Genomic DNA, 20,017 nt, shown 5'->3' on the forward strand with positions numbered 1-20,017 from the left:
TTTGAATTATATAAAAATTTTTAGAATATGAAAAAACAGAAACATTTTTTATACGTTCCTGTTTTTGAAAACTATTTTTGGAAGACGAATTGTTACTAATGTTCCTTCGCCTATTACGCTTTCTATATGAAGACCGTATTCTTCACCATATAAAAGCTTAATACGCTGATTGACATTTCTCATGCCATATCCCTTTGAATTCTCATTTAGCATACGATGTTTCGTCTCTTCATCCATTCCTACACCATTATCTTCTACCATGATGAAGACCTGATCTTCATTTTCAGTAGCATAGACCTTAATGACACCTTTTCTTTCTTCCAATAGATCAATACCATGTCCAATCGCATTTTCTACAATCGGCTGAAGAATAAGATTAGGACTTTCGTACCCTCTGATTTCTTCATCTATTTCTATGTCTAACTCAAAATCATAGTCATGCATCATCTGCTGGATATCAAGATAGGCCTTCATGTTCTTAAGTTCATCATCAAGACTGCAGGTATTATTTCCTTTATTTAATGCTGTTCGATAAAAGTCACTTAACGAAAGAGTAATCTTCGATATATCGTTTTGTCCACTTTCAATGGCCATGAAGTTAATCATTGATAATGTGTTATACAAGAAATGCGGATTGATCTGCTGCTGTAAAGCACGCATTTCAAAGTTCTTTTCTTTGATCTTGCTTTCATAGACTTCTTCAATAAGGAATTTGATACGATTGATCATCTCACCAAATCCTCTGATAAGAGAACCGATTTCATCCTGATCTTCACTAGTGACAGTAACTTCAAGTGCACCCTCTTCAACTGCTTTCACATTATCCTGAAGCGCTTCTAGTCTTGCGACAATCCCTCTTGAAGTAACCCATATCGCAAAGGCCATCAATAATGATGAAATAAATACGACGACAATCATAAACTGTGTTGTCTTTTGTACCGTATTATCTGACATGGATGTAAAGGAATTATAATAATAAAGAGTCCATCCTGTTTCTTCTGATGACTTTGTTAACACGTGACCATCTTTCTTTTTAGATAATGCGACACACTGCTTATAGCTAAGCATGTCCTTATAATAGCCATGTTCAAAGTTCTGATGATTATAGATAACATTTCCTTTAGCATCTGCAATGTAAATACCATAGTTCTTATTTTTTAAGTTGGTAAAGCTTTTAAAGACATCATCATAGTTGATTGTAATCGCAATAATCCCCAGTTGCCCTTTTCTTTCTAGAATAGGCATTTTTCTTACATTGAGAACATTTTTCCCATGTACAATCCATAAGGGATCATTGCTTTTTTTTACTTGATTGTACCAAGATTCATTTTGAATCTTGCTTAATGGCATCAAGGTTGTACTATGTGAAATATTCTTTTGTGAATAGACTGTAATTGAAGAAATATCCGTATGGAAATTAGAAACCGATGTCAGCAAGGGATCAAAGCCTGTCGTTAATGCCTTATAGAGATCATACTCAGAATCAAACTGATAAGTAAGCAGATTACCGACAGTATCACTGTAGGCTAAGTAATTAGAGAGGTTGTTATAGACCTTTATATCTCCATCAAGGGCATTCTTAGCGACTTTAATCATATTCTTGGATGTACTTTTTTCTTGTTCATTGACAAGATGTCCAATTCTTTGCATCGCAAATGTATCTACAATGACAAGAGGAACAAAGGCTATAAGAGAATAGATGAGAATCATCTTATAGCGCAGTTTCATGTTTCTAAGGATTTTCATGACTATTCTCCCTTGCTGCGATACTTCTGTGGTGAAAGGCCATAGTATTCTCTAAAGCTTTGACAGAAGTAAGAAACGTTGCTATAGCCTACTGCTACAGCGATGCTGACAATCTTTTCATGCGTTGTCTCAAGCATCTCCTTAGCTTTTTCCATTCTTACTCGTTTAATAAATTTACCTAAGTTTTCTCCTGTTTCCTTTTTGAAAATATGAGAAAGGTAGCTTGGGGCAAGATTAACAGCGTTAGCTAATGATTCTACTCCTAAATCAAGATTATAGTGATTATAGACATATCTGATAACATCCTTAACTTCACTGTGTGACAATGATTCAGATTTCTCAAATTCTTTTGCTAATAGATCTACAAATTCATCCATGATCTGCTTCATTGCCTTAAAGTCAGTTGTACGATAGAATCTGACGATCATCTGATCAAGCATCTTCTCATCAGTATGAGATAATGCCTGATAAATATCCTTGATCATACCTGAGAACAGGAATTTCATATAATCATTGGTATAATCATTTTGTGAATAGTAAAGTGCATAAAAGTTTTCAAAGTCTTTCTTTATTGCATTGATATCTTTAACATGAATATCATGCTTTACTCTTGCAGTGAGTGCTTCTACATCTTCATATGGCTTAATATCAAGTTCTTCTTCTCCATCACCCTGATAAATATGTTTATGAGGATGATAATACATTCCTTCAAGAAGATCCTCTAATCTTTCTACTTCTCCTTCAATATCTTCTAATGATGTAATCTTAGTAGATATCGCAAGATATCCTTTTGTATGATATGTAATCTGCAACATGTTATAGATTTCATGAGCTACTGCATTAAGTTTTTCATTGTCTTCTTCTTCAAAGAAGAACAGTGATTGAGAAAGATTCAAGTTAAGATAATCAAATGGAATACGAATATGTTTCTTGAAATCTTCCTGAATATCTGGTGATTGATCAAAGAATGTACCAGGAAATTCTAGCAATATGATACTGTGATATGGTGCAATATAATCTTCAATTGGCTTTCCATTCAGCTGCTTTTCAATAGCTTTTAAGTTATTGCCATTTACAAGATTATAAAGGACATGTTCTTTTAATATTTCTTCATGTCTTTGACTTTGTTCAGATCTCTGGTGATCCATATCTACCTGATGAATGACTTTTTTAATAGTAGACTTAAATTCTTCTGGATTGACTGGTTTTAAAATATATTCCATTACTCCTAAAGATAATGCTTTTTTAGCATATTCAAAATCACTGTATCCACTAAATATAGCTATTTTGATATGAGGCTGTATTTTTAATGCTTCTCCAATGAGTTCAATACCATCAATAAATGGCATCTTAATATCTGTTAAAAGAATATCGATGGGATTGTTTTCAATATAATGGAGTGCTTCTTTTCCGTTCTTTGCTTCTACGATACTTAATTCTTCTTCCATCTGATCTAGAAGGAAATGAACACCTTTTCTACCTATCTTTTCATCATCTGCGACCAATACTTTATACATAGATTACACCTTCATCACACGATTGTGTCTTTTCTGCAATGCTTCAATGAGTTCCTGATTACAGTGCATTCTTAGACATGTGTGCATATTGCCTTTCTCTAACATAAATAAATAAATGGGATCAGTGTTTTTCTTTGACTGATATGTTTTAATCTTATATGAGATATGCTCATATTTTTTATAGAAATGTGGGTTTTCTTTTTCACAATCTATAAGTGTACTTAGATCATAACGCGCTACTTTTTTTCTTTTTGATAGATTTAAGATGCGATCGATGGCTAAATCATCATCAAGTAGGATATATTCATATTCACTATTAAAGGATTTATGGTAATAATAGCCTAAGATGATAAACAACAATGCAACGGGAATAAAGATGGGCACAAATAAGCTATAGAATGATAATACTGCAGCTATAGCTACTAAACCACTAAAGATAAGACGGGATGTCATTGGGACATCTCTTTCATAATTATATTCTACATAAACGTTATTCATGACATAATCCTCCTTATTATATATTTCATTATAAAAGAGACAAAAATATAAACTATATGAATCCTTTTAGATAAATATCACTTTTTTTAGATGCTCTATATTTTTTTAAAAAACTGTTTTATAGTGTGAATGGAGGTAGATGATATGAAGAGTAATCTTGACATATTCAACATAAAAGAATGGCTACTCACAAATGGTCTTGGTGGCTATAGTTATATGAGTCTCCCACTTATTAATACTAGCTGTTATCAATCATTGATGTGTGTAGCACTTCATACACCGGTGGATCGCTATAGTGTGCTAGAAAATGTAAATGAAGAAGTCATCATTGATAATAATACCTACCTGCTCAATGAACATATTGTCAGTGTTGACGTCGAAGATATTGTCACATATACCTTTCAGATTAAAAATATTAGCATCAAAAAAGAAATAGCATATGCCTATGATCAAAATACTTTAGCTATATCATATCATATCACAAACCCCGGTAAAAAGTTGCAATTATTTGTCTCTCCGGAATTAGCGTTACGTTCTCATCATGAAGGAAATCGCCATAAGCCTGAATGTATGGTGACTTCCTATAAAGACACAATCAATATCATTCCTTTAAAACACAAAGAACTTTGTATTTCTATGTCTCTTGAGGATAGTACGTTTATTCAAAAGGAAACCTGTAAATCCTACCATTACGACTTTGGTGAACTAACTGGGGGTACAGTTAGTGACAAGGTCGTTATTCCAGGTACCTTTCATATCTCCAATATGGAATCAAGAAGTTATTCTTTTATCTGCAGCCTTGATCTGGAAAATTCTGCCCTTAATGCAAATACCATTATTTTTAATGAAAAGAGACGTATTAACTCACTTTATCTTGGAAATGACCGTCTCTTAAAACAGCTTTATAAGGCAAGTGACCAGTTTATTGTTAAAAGAGGAGATAGTCATTCTATTATTGCCGGATACCCTTGGTTTAATGACTGGGGAAGAGATACCCTTATTTCTCTTGAAGGACTTACTCTCTGTACTGGGCGCTTCCATGATGCTAAAGATATTTTATTGACATTTGTTCATCATCTTAAAGATGGACTATGCGTCAATATGTTCACTGATCAAGAACCTCCACTCTACAATACGGTTGATGGCTCACTTTGGCTTATTCATGCGTGCTATCAATATTTGCTTTATACCAATGACTTCGCTTTTATTCAATCCATCTACCCTGCCTTGAAAACGATTATTTCCCACTATGTCACAGGCACAAAACATAATATTCATATGTCTGATGACTTCCTCCTTTTCGCAGGCAGCGGTGAAGATCAGATTACCTGGATGGATGTTAGAATTCATGGAAAGGCTGTCACACCAAGACATGGTAAGCCAGTAGAAGTCAACGCCCTTTGGTATAATGCACTTAAGATTATGAATGTCTTTGCCGGCTTTACCGATAATGATCCAAGTTATGATATTATTGCGATTAAGGTGAAAGAGAACTTCGTCAAAGTATTCTTTGATGAACAGCTAGGCTATCTAAAAGATACCGACACAGATCCCACACTGCGTCCTAATCAGTTATACGCCTTCTCTCTTCCTTTCCCTGTCGCCAATATTTCAATTGCTCGTCGAGCATTCCCTATCATTACTGAAAAGCTTTATGTTGGGCGTGGCCTTCGTAGTCTTACTCCCGATGATCCTCAATATATAGGCACATATCTAGGCCCACTTGAATCAAGAGATTATGCCTATCATCAAGGAACATCTTGGGGTTATCTCATTGGTCCCTATATCAGAACCTTCCTAAAACTCAATCATTCTCGTGAAGAAGCACTGAAACTTCTTGACCCGCTTCTTCAATCAATCAATGAACAGCTGATAGGTGGAATCAATGAAATCTATGATGGCAATGCTCCACATACCGGCAAAGGCTGTGTGAATCAGGCATGGAGTGTAGCTGAAGTTTTATGTCTTTATCAATCGTTAAGCAAGATGCAATAAGCATCTTGTTTTTCTTATATCTTTCTAAAAATACTGATATTTCCCCTTTTTTTATTACATGTTATTCTTTTTATATCAAAGGAGAAACTCATTATGGCACAATTATCATTAGAACATATTTATAAGACATATCCTAATGGGTTTGAAGCTGTAAAAGACTTCAATCTCGATATCAAAGATAAAGAATTTATTATTTTCGTAGGACCATCAGGATGTGGAAAATCAACAGTATTACGTATGATTGCAGGATTAGAGGATATCACTGACGGAACATTAACAATTGGTGATACTATCTGCAATGATGTCGAACCAAAGGATAGAGATATCGCCATGGTCTTCCAGAACTATGCGCTATATCCTCATATGACAGTTTATGAAAACATGGCTTTTGCATTAAAGATTGCGAAAGTAGATTCAAAGATCATTGATGAAAAAGTACATGAAGCAGCTAAAATGCTTGATATCGAAAAACTGTTAGATCGTAAACCAAAAGCATTATCAGGTGGACAAAGACAGCGTGTCGCTATGGGACGTGCAATTGTCAGAAACCCTAAGGTCTTCTTAATGGATGAACCACTAAGTAACCTTGATGCTAAACTTCGTGTACAGATGCGTGTTGTTATTTCTAAACTTCACCAAAAATTAGGAACAACTTTCATCTATGTAACACATGACCAGACAGAAGCCATGACTCTTGGTACACGAATTGTCGTATTAAAAGAAGGTGTTGTTCAGCAGATTGATACACCACAGAATCTTTATAATAAACCTGCTAACTTATTCGTAGCTGGATTTATTGGATCACCTCAGATGAACTTCTTAAAAGCAAATGTTGTTTTAGAAAAAGATGGTGTTCATCTTGTATTAGAAAACGGTGTTAATATCAAAGCTGATGCTGAAAGAGAAAAGAAATTAATGACTGGTGGATATATTGGATCATCTGTCATCTTCGGTATTAGACCTGAAGATATTTATGATAAAAAATCTTTCGTGGAAGCACATCAGGACACTGCTTTTGATGCACACATTGATGTATATGAAACATTAGGTGCTGAAGTATATCTCTATTTCAATATTGGAGATACAAAAGTAACTGCCCGTGTTGATCCTACAACTGATGCAAAACAAGGTGAAACAACAACTTTTGCATTGGATCTTAAGAATTATCATCTATTTAATAAGGATACAGAAATTGCCCTATAAGAAAATGTGTTTATCACATTTTCTTTTTTTTGAACTTAGATTGTAAATTCAATTAAAAAAAAGAAGGCTTTCGCCTTCTTCATCTTGAAGATGTTTTTTATTAAAAAATCGCTAACAATGTTAGCGATCATACTCATTTAATAGTTGTCTAATGAAACCTAGTTTACTCTCGAACTTATAGAAATCTCTTAATTTCCATTCCCAATTAGGAGAACCTACTGTTCCTGGCGTATTGAGACGACTTTCTCCTCCTAGGAATATGAAATCCTGCACTGGTATTATGCTTAATATGCAGTCAGAATCAAGCGTGAATCGTAAAATCTTCTCTGGTGCTTTTCCCTTGTAGCGATGAAGAATACGTCTTACTCGTCTTTTTTCCTTTTTACTTTGGCTATCATACCATCCTTTTACTGAGTCATTATCATGTGTTCCGGTATAAACAATGCAGTATTCAGGTAATTTAAAATCTTCTTTTTCTTCCTGTTTGCCTAAGCTATATTGTCCAATGCGCATTCCTAATAGATGATAGTGGTCTTTTAATGTTAATACTTCTTCTCTTAAGTCCCCTAAGTCTTCTGCAATCAGTTTGATATCAGGATAAACCTTAAATAGCTGATCAAAGAAATCATAGCTTGGACCTAATAGCCATTCTCCATGACGTGCTGTTTTCTCTTTTGCAGGAATAGACCAGTATGTATCAAAAGCACGGAAATGATCAATACGGATGATATCATAAAGATCTTTATTCCAAGAAAGACGTTTCATCCAGAACTGGTACCCATCTTTCTTCTGCTTTTCCCAATCATACAATGGGTTTCCCCATAGCTGACCATCCTTGCTGAAGTAATCAGGTGGTACGCCAGCAACACTTGTTGGATAGCCATCTTCATCTAGAAGAAAATCTTCTCTGCTATAATAAACATCAGCGCTATCTAGTCCTACATACATTGGCATATCTCCAATAATCTGAATGCCTTTCTTATTGGCATATGCTTTAATATCCATCCATTGCTTATAGAATAGATACTGAATAAAGCACTGATATTCTACTTCTTCTAGATCTTCTTTTTCATTTTTCCATTCTTGCCATGATGAACTATTTTGTTTTTTCATTGTCATAAAGTGAGCATAGTCATCAAGCCAGAAAGCTTTTTTCTTAAATGCTTCATAGTCTTCATCTTTTTCAAATTTATTATAGGCTTCTCTTAAATATTTTTCTTTCCAGTTTCTTGCACCATCATAATCAATTTTTGTAGATGAGATATCATAATGAGGCATATCTTCTAAATAAATATAGATTTCATCTCCTGCGAATGATGAATAAGGCTGATATGGTGAATTGCCAAATCCCAAAGGATTTAATGGCAGTATCTGCCAGTATTTTAATTGTGTTTTACTGATTAAATCAATAAACTTATAGGCTTCCGGACCAAACTCACCTATTCCATGACGGGAAGGAAGGCTAGCAATTGGCATCAGGATTCCTGCTTCTCTTTGTGTTAATGTAAACATAATCAATCCTCCTGATTCTAATATTAAAACCCCCTTTTTCTTGTGTAAATGTCACCTAAGAAAATTGATATATATCACAAAAAAACAATAGCCTTATTGGGCTATTGTTTTAAGTGTAACGTATAATTCAGCATCTGAAGCACATACGTATGGACTAACAAAGAATACTCCTAATAATCCAAATGTAATTGCTGAACCAAGATACCAAAGAATAAATGATAAATCATAAACGAATGTATCTGCTTTATGTCCATTCATAATTGATTTAGAGATATCTAATGCCTGTCTCCATTCCAAATCAGGATTTTCTGCTAAAAGATATGGTACAAGACGATATTGATAAGCCTTAATTATTCCTGGAATAATAAATAATAATGTCCAAAGGAAAGTGAATAGCCCTCTCATAAACATTGTTTTCACAATATTCATATAGTTTGAACGGAATCCATAAATAAGCGTATCGATTAAGGCTGGTCCTTCTCTATTGTTTAAGAAGAATCTTTTTCCCCCTACTTCGATTACATTAAATACAAAGATACCAATGCATAAACCAATAATAGTGCCTAATGTTGCTACCGTGATAAATAAATCAAAAGAAGATGAAATATTGTCTACTACAACATTAGCATCCTGTCCATTTACTGAACGTGAACTTAATCCACTTACTAATAATGATAATATAAATGCAACAACTACACATTTCCAGTAGTTTCTAAGGAACGCTGCTTTACCTCGACTTTTGATTTCTTTTCTAGACCACATAAAAACCCCTCCTTTTTCTAATACTTATTATAACATGATAATTTAAATATGAAATATGTCTTTAGCATTGTCAAAAGTTTGTCTTTCTACTTCTTCAATAGAACATTCTTTTAATTCCGCAATCTTTTCTGCAATATAAACAACATTTGCTGGTTCATTTCTTGTTCCTCTTAAAGGTACTGGGGCCATATAGGGATCATCAGTTTCAATAAGAAGCTTATCAAGCGGTACATTTTTAGCAACCAGCTTAGGCATTTTAGCATTCTTGAAAGTTACAGGTCCAGCTAAAGAAATATAGAAGCCCAGCTGAACAAAGCGCATAGCCATCTGGTCACTTCCACTATAGCAATGCATGATTCCTTTACATCCTGATTCTTTTAGCATATTATAGCAGTCTTCATAGGCATCACGGCAATGAATGACAATGGGAAGATCTAACTCTTTAGCTAATTCAAGATGTTTATTAAAAACACGTTTCTGTAATTTCTTATCTGTATCATAGTAATAATCTAGACCAATTTCGCCAATAGCGACAACTTCTTCATCTCTTGCAAGAACAGCAATCTCTTTAAAGGCTTCTTCACTGTAATCTTCACAATCATTTGGAGAAATGCCTACTGTTGCATGAATGCATTCATATTCATGTGCAAGTGCTACTGCTCTTTTTGAAGATGCGAGATCATAACCTACAACTGTCATTTCTGTAACATTTTTTTCAAAGCAGTTTTTAATAAGCTGTTCTCTTTCTTCATAAAGATCATCACTATTTAAATGTGTGTGTGTATTAAAGAACATAATTAATCTCCTTAAGAAAAAGTCATATCATTATGATATGACTTCATTCATTATTTCCAGCCGTATCTTAATACTACATCACTGACTGGTAAATTATTTTCAATGTTTTCGATTGTATGTGCTAATAAATCAGCAACTGTAACAACCTTGATTTTATCTAACTGTTTTTCTGGTGGAAGTGGAATTGTATCTGTTACAACGACTTCCTTAGCATCACAGTTTGCAAGTCTATTAATAGCTGGGCCAGATAATACACCGTGTGTACATGCGATATATACATCTTTAGCACCCTTCTGTTTTAACATATCAACACCAGCAGTAATTGTTCCACCAGTATCAATCATATCATCAATTAAGATACAGTTCTTGCCTGAAACGTCACCGATGATTCCCATAACTTCAGCAACATTTGGTTTAGGTCTTCTCTTGTCAATGATCGCAATTGGACAATCGAAGTATTCAGACATCTGTCTAGCACGTGTAGCTCCACCGTGGTCTGGAGAGACAACACATAAATCTTCAAGATTCTGATCTTTAAAGTATTTACAAATTAATGGCAATGCCTGCATTTCATCTACAGGAATATCAAAGAATCCCTGAATCTGTCTTGCATGAAGATCAATAGTTACAACTCTATTAACACCAGCAACTGTTAATAAGTCAGCAACTAATTTAGATGTAATTGGCTGTCTTGGTTTAGCTTTTCTATCCTGTCTTGCATATCCAAAGTATGGGATAACAGCTGTGATCTGCTTAGCAGATGCACGTTTTAAAGCATCACATAATACTAGGATTTCCATTAAGTTTTCAGTTACAGGATTGCATGTAGACTGTACGATAAATACATCTTTTCCACGTACGGATTCACCGATTTCTACAAGGATTTCTCCATCTGCGAAGTGATGTACATCACATTTTCCAACTTCTGTACCTAAAATCTTGGCAATATCTTTTGCTAAACCTTGACTTGCTGATAAAGCAAATACTGTAATTTTGTTTTTCATTTGTTTGTTTGACCCCTTTAATTAATAAACAATTTTCTTAAATGATGATAGTTATCTTTTTGTATAAGCGTCGATTTGTTCGCCATCTTCTACAACAACATCGTGAAGTATAGAATAAGCACCAATATGTGCATGTGATCCAATTCGACTATGACCAGTGATGATGCATCCTGGTTCTATAACAGCATCCGCACCAATTTCAACATCTCTACCGATATAAGTAGTTGATGCATCAATAATGCTGACACCTTCTACTAGCCAATCATGATTGATTCTCTTCTGAAGCATCTTTGTCGCGTCTTCTAAAGCAACACGATCATTGACTCCTCCTACTTCGTTGAAGTCATCAATCTTGTATGTATCAACTTTTAAACCTTTGTTATTCATGATGCCAATGACATCAGTAAGGTAATACTCATTTTGAGCATTTTCATTAGAAACTTCTTCAAGTGCTTCAAATAAGGCTTTGTTGTCAAAGCAATATTCACCTGTATTCATTTCAGTAATGTCCATCTGATCTGGCTGAAGATCTTTAAATTCCACAATACCAGTTACCTGACCGTCTTCTTTGACGATTCTTCCATAATGTGTAGATGTATCACAATCTGCAGTCATTACAGTTCCCATATTGTGGTTCTTTTCATGTGCTTCAATCATACCCTGAAGCGTTTCAGCTCTAATCAATGGGGCATCGCCGCAAAGAATCAAAGTCATACCTTCTTTATCACCTAAGGCTTCTTTAGCCATTAATACAGCATGACCTGTTCCAAGCTGCTCTTTTTGATAAACAGCTGTAACGGAATCATCAAGCAAAGCTTTAACTTGCTCAGCTTCATGTCCCACAACAACAATAGTCTCATCCGCACCGATTTTTTTTAGTTCATCTACCACATGATTAATCATAGGCTTATAAAGCACTTCATGAACAACCTTTGGCTTGTCAGATTTCATACGAGTACCTTTACCCGCCGCTAAAACAATCGCATAGACTTTCATTTTTTCATTTTCTCCTATCCGGTAACATTCTAACAAAAATGACTATAATTGAAAAGAGATAACTTTCTTATGAGCAATATTTCCCCAAAAAGAAAAGGTAGCTCATGGCTACCTTTCAAGGATTTTCGTTTTTCTTACAAACGGATATCTTGCTCTAAAGAATGGAATTGCTCTTTCAATTAGTTCTTCATCTTGTGTAATACCAAATACACAAGACCCACTTCCGCTCATCAATGCGCCATCAAAGCCCATTGATCTCATTTCATCCTTTATTTTCTCAATATCCTTAACCATCTTCAACGATGGTGTTTCCAACGTATTTCCTAGTGAAGCCACAACTTTTTCATAATCATTCTCTTGAATTCCCTGTTTCATCTTATCAATATCAGGATGAGATGACTCAGGTATATTCAACGATTCAAAACAGCGTTTTGTAGAAACACCTTTTTTTGGTTTCACTAAAAGAAGATGCGCCTGGAAATGATTGTCATTAATAAACGTAAGATCTTCCCCGATTCCCTTTACCAATGCAATCTTATTATGAATACAGAACGGAATATCCGCTCCAACTTCTTTACCTAAAGCCGCAAGCTCTTCATTAGAAAGATGAAGCTTATAAAGCTTATTAATAGCTCGCATGACTGCAGCACCATCTGCACTTCCTCCAGCAAGTCCTGCTTGCGAAGGAATATGTTTATAAACATGCATACGTACACCACCATCAATATGATATTTATCTATCATAAGCTTGGCAACCTTATACATGATATTTCTTTCATCCGTAGGAACACGATACGTATTTGCGGTTAGCTCAATACCACTCTCAATTCGATCAATAATAATCAAATCATGTAGTGCAATTGGCGCCATGATCATTTCTAGATCATGATACCCATCTTCCCTTTTTCTTACGACATCCAAGGCAAGATTTACTTTTGCATAAGCTCTAACTTTCATACGCGTTTCCTTTCCTGTGCAAGCGCACAATAATCTTCCAATGTAAGCTCCTGGGCTCTTTTCTTTGCATCAATATGACAGGCATCAAGAACATCCTGAGGATGATCAAATAAAGCCTTCATATTATTAAGAATAGTTTTTCTTTTCTGTTTAAATGCCCCTTCTACTACTTCAATAAAGCTATCTTCTAGATTTCTTTCTTTATTGATTCTAATAACCGCACTATCCACATGCGGAGCAGGCATAAAGACATTCTTAGAGACTGTCATCACATATGAGATGTTTCCAACATAATCAATCATGACACTCATTGGGCTCTTTTCATCTGAAGTAAACTTTAATGCGACTTCCTTCTGTACCATCGCAATCATACGATTGATCGATGAACGTGACTTAAGAACCTTCATAATAATATCACTCGTAATATAGTATGGCAAATTCGTAACCACACATATATCCTTATAATCCTTAGAAAGATCCTTCACACACTGATCTAAATCAGCTTTCATGAAATCCTGAAAGATCACTGTCACATTCTCATGTTCAGACAATGTTTCTTTTAAAACAGGCTTTAAACGCTCATCTATTTCATAACAGATCAGCTTTCCAGCTTTTCTCGCTAACCCTTCACTTAGCGCACCAATTCCTGGACCTATTTCAATAACTGCTGTCTCTTTTGTAATATCGCTAGACGTTACAATCTTTTCAATGATATTTGGATCAACGAGGAAGTTTTGTCCAAACTTCTTAGAAGCTGTCAACGAATAGCGCTGTAATATATCCATTGTGTTTGATTTTTTTGCGACATTTTTCATATCACCATTATAGACAAATTTTTTTAAAAAGAAAACATCCTATAAAAATAGGATGTAAAATGATTAACCAAGATATTTCTTTAAAATCTTGTCGTATTCACCATTTTCTTTTAATGCCTTTAATCCTGCATTAAATTTCTTTAATAGTTCTTTGTTAGAACCCTTGTAAACAGCGAAACCATAGTTGAATTTACCTTCAGTACCTGTTGGCAATTCAAAGTTTACCTGTTTTGAAGCAATATTGTATTTAATAACTGGAGTATCTTCAAATAATGCTACTGCATCGCCATTCTTTACTTTCTGATACATGATAGAAGATTCTTCTACTACTTCTAGCTTATAGCCATATTTCTTCTTATTTGCATTTGCAAATTCAAATCCTGATGTAGAAGTCTTAGCCACAACAGTCTTTCCTTTTAAGTCATTATAAGACTTAATTCCAGAACCCTTAGCAGTTGCCATTGATACACTTGAAGTATAGTAAGGATCAGAGAAATCATATTTCTTCTTTCTTGAATCATTGATTGTCATACCGGCAATCATACCATCAGCTTCACCTGCTTCTACAGCAGTCATTGATGCATCAAAACCAATTGATTTCCATTCAACAGTAAATCCCTGGTTTTTAGCAATTGCGTTCATTAAGTCAATATCAATACCTGTCAACTTACCTTTTCCATCTTTCCATTCAAAAGGTACAAACGCTGTATCAGTTGCAATAATGAACTTGTTTGAATCCTTTTTTTGGCCACATGCTGCTAAAGAAAAGACACATGCACAAGCCAACAACGCTTTAAATAATTTCTTCATTCTTATCCCTCCTAAAGTACCTGATTTAAGAAATCAATAGTACGCTTTTCCTTTGGATGATTAATTAATTCCTGTGGATTTCCTTCTTCTACGATATAGCCTCCATCCATGAAAATAACACGGTCAGATACTTCTCTCGCAAATCCCATTTCGTGTGTTACAACAACCATTGTCATACCATCTTTAGCTAATTCTTTCATTACATTTAAAACTTCACCAACCATCTCAGGATCCAGTGCTGATGTAGGTTCATCAAATAACATAATATTTGGTTTCATAGCTAAAGATCTTGCGATTGCTACACGCTGCTTTTGTCCACCTGACAACTGACTAGGATAAGCATCTGCTTTATCCGCTAATCCAACTCTTTCAAGTAGCTGCATTGCTAGCACGTCAGCTTCTTCCTTAGTCATCTTTTTTAATTCAACAGGTGCTAAAGTAATATTCTGCTTAACAGTCTTATGAGGAAATAAATTAAAATGCTGGAAAACCATCCCAATATTTTCTCTTACTTTATTAATATCGACCTTTGGATCAGTGATATCATATCCATCTACGATAACCTGTCCTCCAGAAATTTCTTCTAATCTATTAAGACATCTTAAAAAAGTTGATTTACCACTACCAGAAGGACCAATAATACAAAGTACTTCCCCTTCTTTAACTGTAGTACTAATACTCTTTAATACTTCATTTTCACCAAATGATTTTCTTAAGTCTTTAACAATAACTTTATCTGCCATAACTCATCCTCTTTTCTAAAAGTCTCGCTACACGTGATAAGGTAAAACAGATCACAAAATAGAATAAACCAGTAAACGCATAAAGCAATAATGTCTGTGAACTCCACATCGAACTGATTGTTTTTGCATTATTTGTCAATTCAGCAACCCCAACAGCTGATAATAATGAAGTATCCTTAATAGTAATGATGAACTGGTTAATAATACTTGGCAACATTGTTCTAATCGCCTGAGGCAAAATAACCTTTGTCATAGTCTTGCCATAAGGTAAACCAAGCGAGCGAGCAGCTTCCACCTGTCCACTATCCACTGATTCAATTCCAGCACGAACAATTTCAGCCATATAAGCTCCAGCATTCAATGTTAACACGACAATCCCCGCAGTGAACATTCCACCAACACTAGCCCATGTAAATCCAGTAATAGGTCTTAACGCAGCTGGTACACCAAAACAGAAGAATAAGATCTGTACAAGCATTGGTGTCCCTCTGATAATTTCAATATAAATATTCGCTAAGCCTCTAAGAAGCTTCATAAATATATTTTTAGATTTAGTTGTATTAATAAGTCCCACTAAAATACCAACAACAGTTGCTAGCACTAAAGAAATAAGCGCTAATGAGATTGTAACTGTAAATGCGGTAAAAAAGAGTGGTAAGTATTTACCGATATTAGAAATAAAATCGCTCATAATTCTCCTCCTCGCCAAGATATATTACTATAATTACATTTTGTGCGCAATACGTTTAGGATATTTCTTATTTATTATATCATACTTTCTTTTTTATCTACTTTTCAAGTAATTTTTATAACGTTTGTATTATTGTATGACTGCATGTCATTTCATAAAGACATCTTTATATAAACAAAAATACCAATCAATTACTGATTGGTATCCTATTATTATTTAATTTGTACATTAACAGTAGCTTCAGGCCCATTTTTTAAATCCATCTTAGGATTAAATCGTACATCTGGAGAGAGAACACCTACAAATCTTATAATTAACGAAGGATTCAAAGAAATTCCTTTTGTCCCATATGTGCAAGGTAGCTTACAGTTTTTCTTTCTTCCATCTGTTGCCCACAAAATTGTCAATTTACCTTGTTTTACTTTTGTATATTGCATCGAATAATCCACAAAATTCGTACCAGGAATTCTTACAGACTTAGTACCTGGAAGCTTTACAGTCTTTGACAGAGGAAATGCAATATAAGCCTCATGACCAAAGTCATTTAAATCAACAGTTGGATGAGACACATTTCTTATTTCACCAAGTTCACCAAAATAATCATTTTCTGCATAGCTCACGTCGGCTTTTGTTTCTACTGCATAAAAATTATTACTACATTTCACAGAAAGCACATTAGCATCATTATTAAAGAATGCTGCTTTACTCCAGTTAAAAGTAATCTCTGATGAAACATATGACTTTTCTGCTTTTTCATCATACCACGCATCTTTCACAGCAATTGAATAGGACACATTGCCATCATTTGCACTTCCTTCTTTAACTTCCCACTTTTCTTTTGGATAAAACAACACTAATCCCATTAACAATACAACTACCATAAAACATGCTAAAATCAATCTCTTCATACCATTTCCTCCCCTTTTTTTCTATCATAACAATTTATGGTAATTCTAACGTCAATACATATTTTATTAAGTCTATTAAAAAAAATGATCAGCTCTCATTTGAGCTGATCATCTATTACTATTTCTTTCCATGAAGCTGAGCTTCTTCTTCAGCAGCAACGACTTCTGCAGTCTTCTTGATATTTTCTGCATCTAACTTATGATAAGGTGCATTTAAATAATATTCAATACGACCGATTTTACCTTTATCCTGCTTTAGAACAACTTTTTCTTCACTCTTACCAGCTGCTCTAGTTGCAACTGTATATTTTTCTTCATTTACTGTTTCTTCTTTTACAGTAAATCCAGCTTTGCTTAATGTATCTTTGGCCTGATCTAATGTATCAGTAAGAGATACGCCATAAATCTTATATGATTTATAACCATTCTTTAAGATTGTTACATAGTTAACAGTCTTACCATCTGTTGCATAAACGATTTCACCATTTAATACAGTCATCTTAGTATATGCACTATATGGATCAGCAAAAGCAGCATCACCTTTAAGTTTGTTGTCTGTATTATAGCGAGCAGCAGCAGTCACTTCTGTTAACTCATCTGTAGACTGATAGCGATAGTTGGCACCATCAGAAGCTAAGTTTCCAGAAATACCACCATCTTTAAACTGACCACCATCTGTCTGTTTACGTAACTGTGAATAAGTGCTTTTTGGTGATTGACCAACATAATCAGTTAAATCAACTGTTTTAGCACTTGCACCATTAGAACATCCCACTAAGCAGACAGCTAACGCTGCAAATAAAACATTTTTTAATTTCATTTTAATCTCTCCTTAGTAGGTGAGGGATAAATTCCCACCTGAATCTTTTATAAATTATCCTCGAATACTTTCTTTAACGCAACTTCAGCCTTATCTTCATCAGCACCTTCAGTTCGAATAACGACTGTGTCACCTTTTGCTACATTAGCACCCATGACACTTAGAAGTTTCTTAAGGTCATACTCGTTTCCATCAGCCCATAAAGTTGTATGACATTCAAATTCCTTTGCTTTTGCTACAACCTGACCTGCTGGACGTGCATGAATTCCTTCAGGATCTTTTATTGTATATGTAAATTCTTTCATATCTCTATCCTTTCTTGAAGTTGTTTAAGTATAAGACTTAATGTTAAGCAGCTTTCTTGATATCAGTTAATGCGTCTTTGTTTGTAATAACAACGACAACTGTATCAGAGTATCCTGCCTGTTTAATTTCAGCACGATCAAATGTCAATAATAGATCTCCAGTAGAAATCTTATCACCTTGTTCTACATTAGCACCAAAGCCTTTACCTTCCATGTTGACTGTATCTACACCAACATGAATTAATAATTCTACACCATCATCACTCTGGATACCGATAGCGTGTTTAGTTGGGAAAATCATTGAAACTGTACCATTGAATGGAGCATAAACTTTACCTTCAACTGGTTCAACACCGATTGATGGACCCATAGTTTCAGCAGAGAACATTGGATCAGGAATTTCAGAAGCTGGTACAACTTTACCATTTACTGGTACTAATACTTCACCTTTATCAGTAGTGAAAGCTACTTCTTTAGGAGCTTCTAATCCTTCTGGTTCTGCAGCAGGAATATCATCAGGATCTTCATGCCAGATAACCATTGTTAATGCGAATGCAATACCACCTGCGATAGCTAACTCAATTGTATAAACTGCAGGATTTGTAATTGTTAAGTAACCTGGAATACCAGTAACACCATAAGCAGAAGCGCCTAATTTAGAAATTGCACCGAACCAAGCACCAATAGCACCACCGATCATACCAGCGATGAAAGGTTTCATTAATCGTAAGTTAACCCCAAAGATTGCAGGTTCTGTGATACCTAATGAAGCAGATAATGCAGATGGAATAGCAACTGTTCTCATCTTAGGATTCTTAGTCTTAACGGCAACAGCCAAACATGCACCGAACTGTGCGAAGTTAGCTGCAGATGCGATAGGCATCCAAATATTTAAATTACCAAAATCTTTAGATGCTAATAAACCTGCTTCGATTACGTTGTACATATGATGTAAACCAGCTACAACTGTAATTGGATATACAGCACCCATTACAGCTGAACCGATACCAGCACCAACTGTAATTAATACCTGTGCAGCCTGTAATACGTAAGTTTCAAGTGTTGAGAAAATAGGACCAATAACGATGAAAGTTAAGAATGCAGTAACTAATACTGTAGTTAATGGAGTTACAAATAAATCAACAACAGCAGGAACAACGTCATGAAGTTTCTTTTCAATCTTAGACATGAACCATACTGCGATAATAACTGGAATTACGTGCCCCTGATAACCTAACTGGTTGATCTGACCTAAAACGTAATCACCAATTCTAGCATGTCCAAATAGATACCATACTTTGTATCCATTTGCAGCATTCCAGCCGTTTGTTAAGTTTGAATGAATCATCAATAAACCAACAACAGCGCCCAAGAAGATATTACCACCAAATACTCTTGCAGCAGAAACTGCAACGATTACTGGTAAGTAAGCAAAGGCAGTATTTGAAACCATATCAAGGAATGCGAACCAGTCAGTAGCCCCAAATCCAGGCATTGCTTTTGCCAAGGCTTCAACAAGACCCATCATTAAACCTGATGCAACGATTGCAGGTAAGATAGGTACGAATACATCACCAAGAGTTTTTACCATTCTCTGTGGTAATGGCTGGTTAGCAGCTGCAGCAGCTTTTACATCATCTTTAGTTGCAGCAGATAAACCAGTAACAGCTAAGAATTCATCGTAAACATGATTTACAGTTCCAGTACCGATGATACACTGTAACTGTCCGTTTGAACTGAATACACCCTGTACTCCTTCAACATTTTCAAGTGCTTTCGTATCAACTTTATCGATATCAACAATCGCAAGTCTTAAACGCGTAGCACAATGAGCCGCAGAAGCAATATTATCTTTTCCACCTAAGTGGCTATAGATTTCTTCTGCACATTTTCTGTAATCTAGTGCCATTTTTTGTTCCCCTCTCTTTACACTAAATTTT

At 34.9% G+C, this 20,017-nt stretch carries 19 protein-coding genes; 2 read left to right on the forward strand and 17 right to left on the reverse strand.

What is annotated here, in order from left to right:
- Positions 1–48 precede the first annotated feature (48 nt).
- The 3 genes from T513_RS0103795 to T513_RS0103805 are packed head-to-tail and all read right to left on the reverse strand — an operon-like array spanning position 49 to position 3,761.
- Positions 49–1,746 (reverse strand): cache domain-containing sensor histidine kinase, encoded by a 1,698-nt coding sequence (locus T513_RS0103795; protein ID WP_031588996.1) that lies wholly within the window; start codon positions 1,744–1,746, stop codon positions 49–51.
- 2 nt (positions 1,747–1,748) lie between these two features.
- Positions 1,749–3,263 carry a response regulator gene (locus tag T513_RS0103800; RefSeq protein ID WP_031588997.1) on the reverse strand — a complete coding sequence of 505 codons (1,515 nt, stop codon included), beginning with the start codon at positions 3,261–3,263 and terminating at the stop codon, positions 1,749–1,751.
- A gap of 3 nt (positions 3,264–3,266) precedes the next feature.
- A complete protein-coding gene (locus T513_RS0103805) occupies positions 3,267–3,761 on the reverse strand; it encodes a hypothetical protein (RefSeq protein WP_029072675.1) in 495 nt (164 codons plus the stop codon).
- Between the two features lie 144 nt (positions 3,762–3,905).
- Between T513_RS0103805 and T513_RS0103810 the strand changes: the two genes are divergently transcribed.
- Positions 3,906–5,756 carry an amylo-alpha-1,6-glucosidase gene (locus T513_RS0103810; RefSeq protein ID WP_031588998.1) on the forward strand — a complete coding sequence of 617 codons (1,851 nt, stop codon included), beginning with the start codon at positions 3,906–3,908 and terminating at the stop codon, positions 5,754–5,756.
- A 93-nt stretch (positions 5,757–5,849) separates the two neighbouring features.
- Positions 5,850–6,959, forward strand: coding sequence for an ABC transporter ATP-binding protein (locus tag T513_RS0103815; protein WP_031588999.1), 1,110 nt, complete (start codon positions 5,850–5,852; stop codon positions 6,957–6,959).
- A gap of 120 nt (positions 6,960–7,079) precedes the next feature.
- Here T513_RS0103815 and malQ read toward each other — a convergent pair whose 3' ends face one another.
- The 14 genes from malQ to T513_RS0103885 all read right to left on the reverse strand — a co-directional run bounded on the left by malQ (position 7,080) and on the right by T513_RS0103885 (position 19,986).
- Entirely contained in the window at positions 7,080–8,471 is a 1,392-nt protein-coding gene (malQ, locus tag T513_RS0103820) for a 4-alpha-glucanotransferase (RefSeq protein WP_031589000.1), read from the reverse strand.
- 93 nt (positions 8,472–8,564) lie between these two features.
- Complete coding sequence (locus tag T513_RS0103825; protein ID WP_029071583.1) at positions 8,565–9,233, reverse strand: DUF975 family protein; 669 nt, start codon at positions 9,231–9,233, stop codon at positions 8,565–8,567.
- Between the two features lie 42 nt (positions 9,234–9,275).
- On the reverse strand, positions 9,276–10,028 hold the full coding sequence (locus T513_RS0103830) for a TatD family hydrolase (protein ID WP_031589001.1): 753 nt from the start codon (positions 10,026–10,028) through the stop codon (positions 9,276–9,278).
- A 50-nt stretch (positions 10,029–10,078) separates the two neighbouring features.
- The gene (locus T513_RS0103835; protein ID WP_029071585.1) at positions 10,079–11,032 is read right to left on the reverse strand and encodes a ribose-phosphate diphosphokinase; all 954 of its coding nucleotides are present in this window, start codon (positions 11,030–11,032) and stop codon (positions 10,079–10,081) included.
- Between the two features lie 51 nt (positions 11,033–11,083).
- Positions 11,084–12,028 carry a bifunctional UDP-N-acetylglucosamine diphosphorylase/glucosamine-1-phosphate N-acetyltransferase GlmU gene (locus tag T513_RS0103840; RefSeq protein ID WP_031589003.1) on the reverse strand — a complete coding sequence of 315 codons (945 nt, stop codon included), beginning with the start codon at positions 12,026–12,028 and terminating at the stop codon, positions 11,084–11,086.
- Positions 12,029–12,136: 108 nt separating this feature from the next.
- Positions 12,137–12,985 (reverse strand): 4-(cytidine 5'-diphospho)-2-C-methyl-D-erythritol kinase, encoded by an 849-nt coding sequence (ispE, locus tag T513_RS0103845; protein ID WP_029071586.1) that lies wholly within the window; start codon positions 12,983–12,985, stop codon positions 12,137–12,139.
- The gene (gene rsmA, locus T513_RS0103850) at positions 12,982–13,800 is read right to left on the reverse strand and encodes a 16S rRNA (adenine(1518)-N(6)/adenine(1519)-N(6))-dimethyltransferase RsmA (RefSeq protein WP_029071587.1); all 819 of its coding nucleotides are present in this window, start codon (positions 13,798–13,800) and stop codon (positions 12,982–12,984) included. Before rsmA ends, ispE begins: the two co-directional genes overlap by 4 nt.
- Before the next feature lie 63 nt (positions 13,801–13,863).
- Entirely contained in the window at positions 13,864–14,610 is a 747-nt protein-coding gene (locus tag T513_RS0103855) for a transporter substrate-binding domain-containing protein (protein ID WP_029071588.1), read from the reverse strand.
- Between the two features lie 11 nt (positions 14,611–14,621).
- Positions 14,622–15,353, reverse strand: a complete 732-nt coding sequence (locus T513_RS0103860; protein ID WP_029071589.1) for an amino acid ABC transporter ATP-binding protein — start codon at positions 15,351–15,353, stop codon at positions 14,622–14,624.
- Positions 15,343–16,044 (reverse strand): amino acid ABC transporter permease, encoded by a 702-nt coding sequence (locus tag T513_RS0103865; RefSeq protein ID WP_029072667.1) that lies wholly within the window; start codon positions 16,042–16,044, stop codon positions 15,343–15,345. Before T513_RS0103865 ends, T513_RS0103860 begins: the two co-directional genes overlap by 11 nt.
- 212 nt (positions 16,045–16,256) lie before the next feature.
- The gene (locus T513_RS0103870) at positions 16,257–16,952 is read right to left on the reverse strand and encodes a hypothetical protein (RefSeq protein WP_031589005.1); all 696 of its coding nucleotides are present in this window, start codon (positions 16,950–16,952) and stop codon (positions 16,257–16,259) included.
- A gap of 118 nt (positions 16,953–17,070) precedes the next feature.
- Positions 17,071–17,772, reverse strand: a complete 702-nt coding sequence (locus T513_RS0103875; RefSeq protein ID WP_031589006.1) for a hypothetical protein — start codon at positions 17,770–17,772, stop codon at positions 17,071–17,073.
- Positions 17,773–17,819: 47 nt separating this feature from the next.
- Positions 17,820–18,077 carry an HPr family phosphocarrier protein gene (locus tag T513_RS0103880; protein ID WP_029071593.1) on the reverse strand — a complete coding sequence of 86 codons (258 nt, stop codon included), beginning with the start codon at positions 18,075–18,077 and terminating at the stop codon, positions 17,820–17,822.
- A 43-nt stretch (positions 18,078–18,120) separates the two neighbouring features.
- A complete protein-coding gene (locus T513_RS0103885) occupies positions 18,121–19,986 on the reverse strand; it encodes a PTS sucrose transporter subunit IIABC (protein ID WP_031589007.1) in 1,866 nt (621 codons plus the stop codon).
- Positions 19,987–20,017: the final 31 nt, after the last annotated feature.

Origin of the sequence: Kandleria vitulina DSM 20405, from assembly GCF_000702065.1 — a bacterium.
Taxonomy (GTDB): Bacteria; Bacillota_I; Bacilli_A; order Erysipelotrichales; family Coprobacillaceae; genus Kandleria; species Kandleria vitulina.

What these genes read in the sequence shown, in the direction of transcription:
- T513_RS0103795 (WP_031588996.1), bottom strand. Translation starts at nt 1,746, where the DNA reads ATGAAAATCCTTAGAAACATGAAACTGCGCTATAAGATGATTCTCATC.
- T513_RS0103800 (WP_031588997.1), bottom strand. Translation starts at nt 3,263, where the DNA reads ATGTATAAAGTATTGGTCGCAGATGATGAAAAGATAGGTAGAAAAGGT.
- T513_RS0103805 (WP_029072675.1), bottom strand. Translation starts at nt 3,761, where the DNA reads ATGAATAACGTTTATGTAGAATATAATTATGAAAGAGATGTCCCAATG.
- T513_RS0103810 (WP_031588998.1), top strand. Translation starts at nt 3,906, where the DNA reads ATGAAGAGTAATCTTGACATATTCAACATAAAAGAATGGCTACTCACA.
- T513_RS0103815 (WP_031588999.1), top strand. Translation starts at nt 5,850, where the DNA reads ATGGCACAATTATCATTAGAACATATTTATAAGACATATCCTAATGGG.
- malQ (WP_031589000.1), bottom strand. Translation starts at nt 8,471, where the DNA reads ATGTTTACATTAACACAAAGAGAAGCAGGAATCCTGATGCCAATTGCT.
- T513_RS0103825 (WP_029071583.1), bottom strand. Translation starts at nt 9,233, where the DNA reads ATGTGGTCTAGAAAAGAAATCAAAAGTCGAGGTAAAGCAGCGTTCCTT.
- T513_RS0103830 (WP_031589001.1), bottom strand. Translation starts at nt 10,028, where the DNA reads ATGTTCTTTAATACACACACACATTTAAATAGTGATGATCTTTATGAA.
- T513_RS0103835 (WP_029071585.1), bottom strand. Translation starts at nt 11,032, where the DNA reads ATGAAAAACAAAATTACAGTATTTGCTTTATCAGCAAGTCAAGGTTTA.
- T513_RS0103840 (WP_031589003.1), bottom strand. Translation starts at nt 12,028, where the DNA reads ATGAAAGTCTATGCGATTGTTTTAGCGGCGGGTAAAGGTACTCGTATG.
- ispE (WP_029071586.1), bottom strand. Translation starts at nt 12,985, where the DNA reads ATGAAAGTTAGAGCTTATGCAAAAGTAAATCTTGCCTTGGATGTCGTA.
- rsmA (WP_029071587.1), bottom strand. Translation starts at nt 13,800, where the DNA reads ATGAAAAATGTCGCAAAAAAATCAAACACAATGGATATATTACAGCGC.
- T513_RS0103855 (WP_029071588.1), bottom strand. Translation starts at nt 14,610, where the DNA reads ATGAAGAAATTATTTAAAGCGTTGTTGGCTTGTGCATGTGTCTTTTCT.
- T513_RS0103860 (WP_029071589.1), bottom strand. Translation starts at nt 15,353, where the DNA reads ATGGCAGATAAAGTTATTGTTAAAGACTTAAGAAAATCATTTGGTGAA.
- T513_RS0103865 (WP_029072667.1), bottom strand. Translation starts at nt 16,044, where the DNA reads ATGAGCGATTTTATTTCTAATATCGGTAAATACTTACCACTCTTTTTT.
- T513_RS0103870 (WP_031589005.1), bottom strand. Translation starts at nt 16,952, where the DNA reads ATGAAGAGATTGATTTTAGCATGTTTTATGGTAGTTGTATTGTTAATG.
- T513_RS0103875 (WP_031589006.1), bottom strand. Translation starts at nt 17,772, where the DNA reads ATGAAATTAAAAAATGTTTTATTTGCAGCGTTAGCTGTCTGCTTAGTG.
- T513_RS0103880 (WP_029071593.1), bottom strand. Translation starts at nt 18,077, where the DNA reads ATGAAAGAATTTACATATACAATAAAAGATCCTGAAGGAATTCATGCA.
- T513_RS0103885 (WP_031589007.1), bottom strand. Translation starts at nt 19,986, where the DNA reads ATGGCACTAGATTACAGAAAATGTGCAGAAGAAATCTATAGCCACTTA.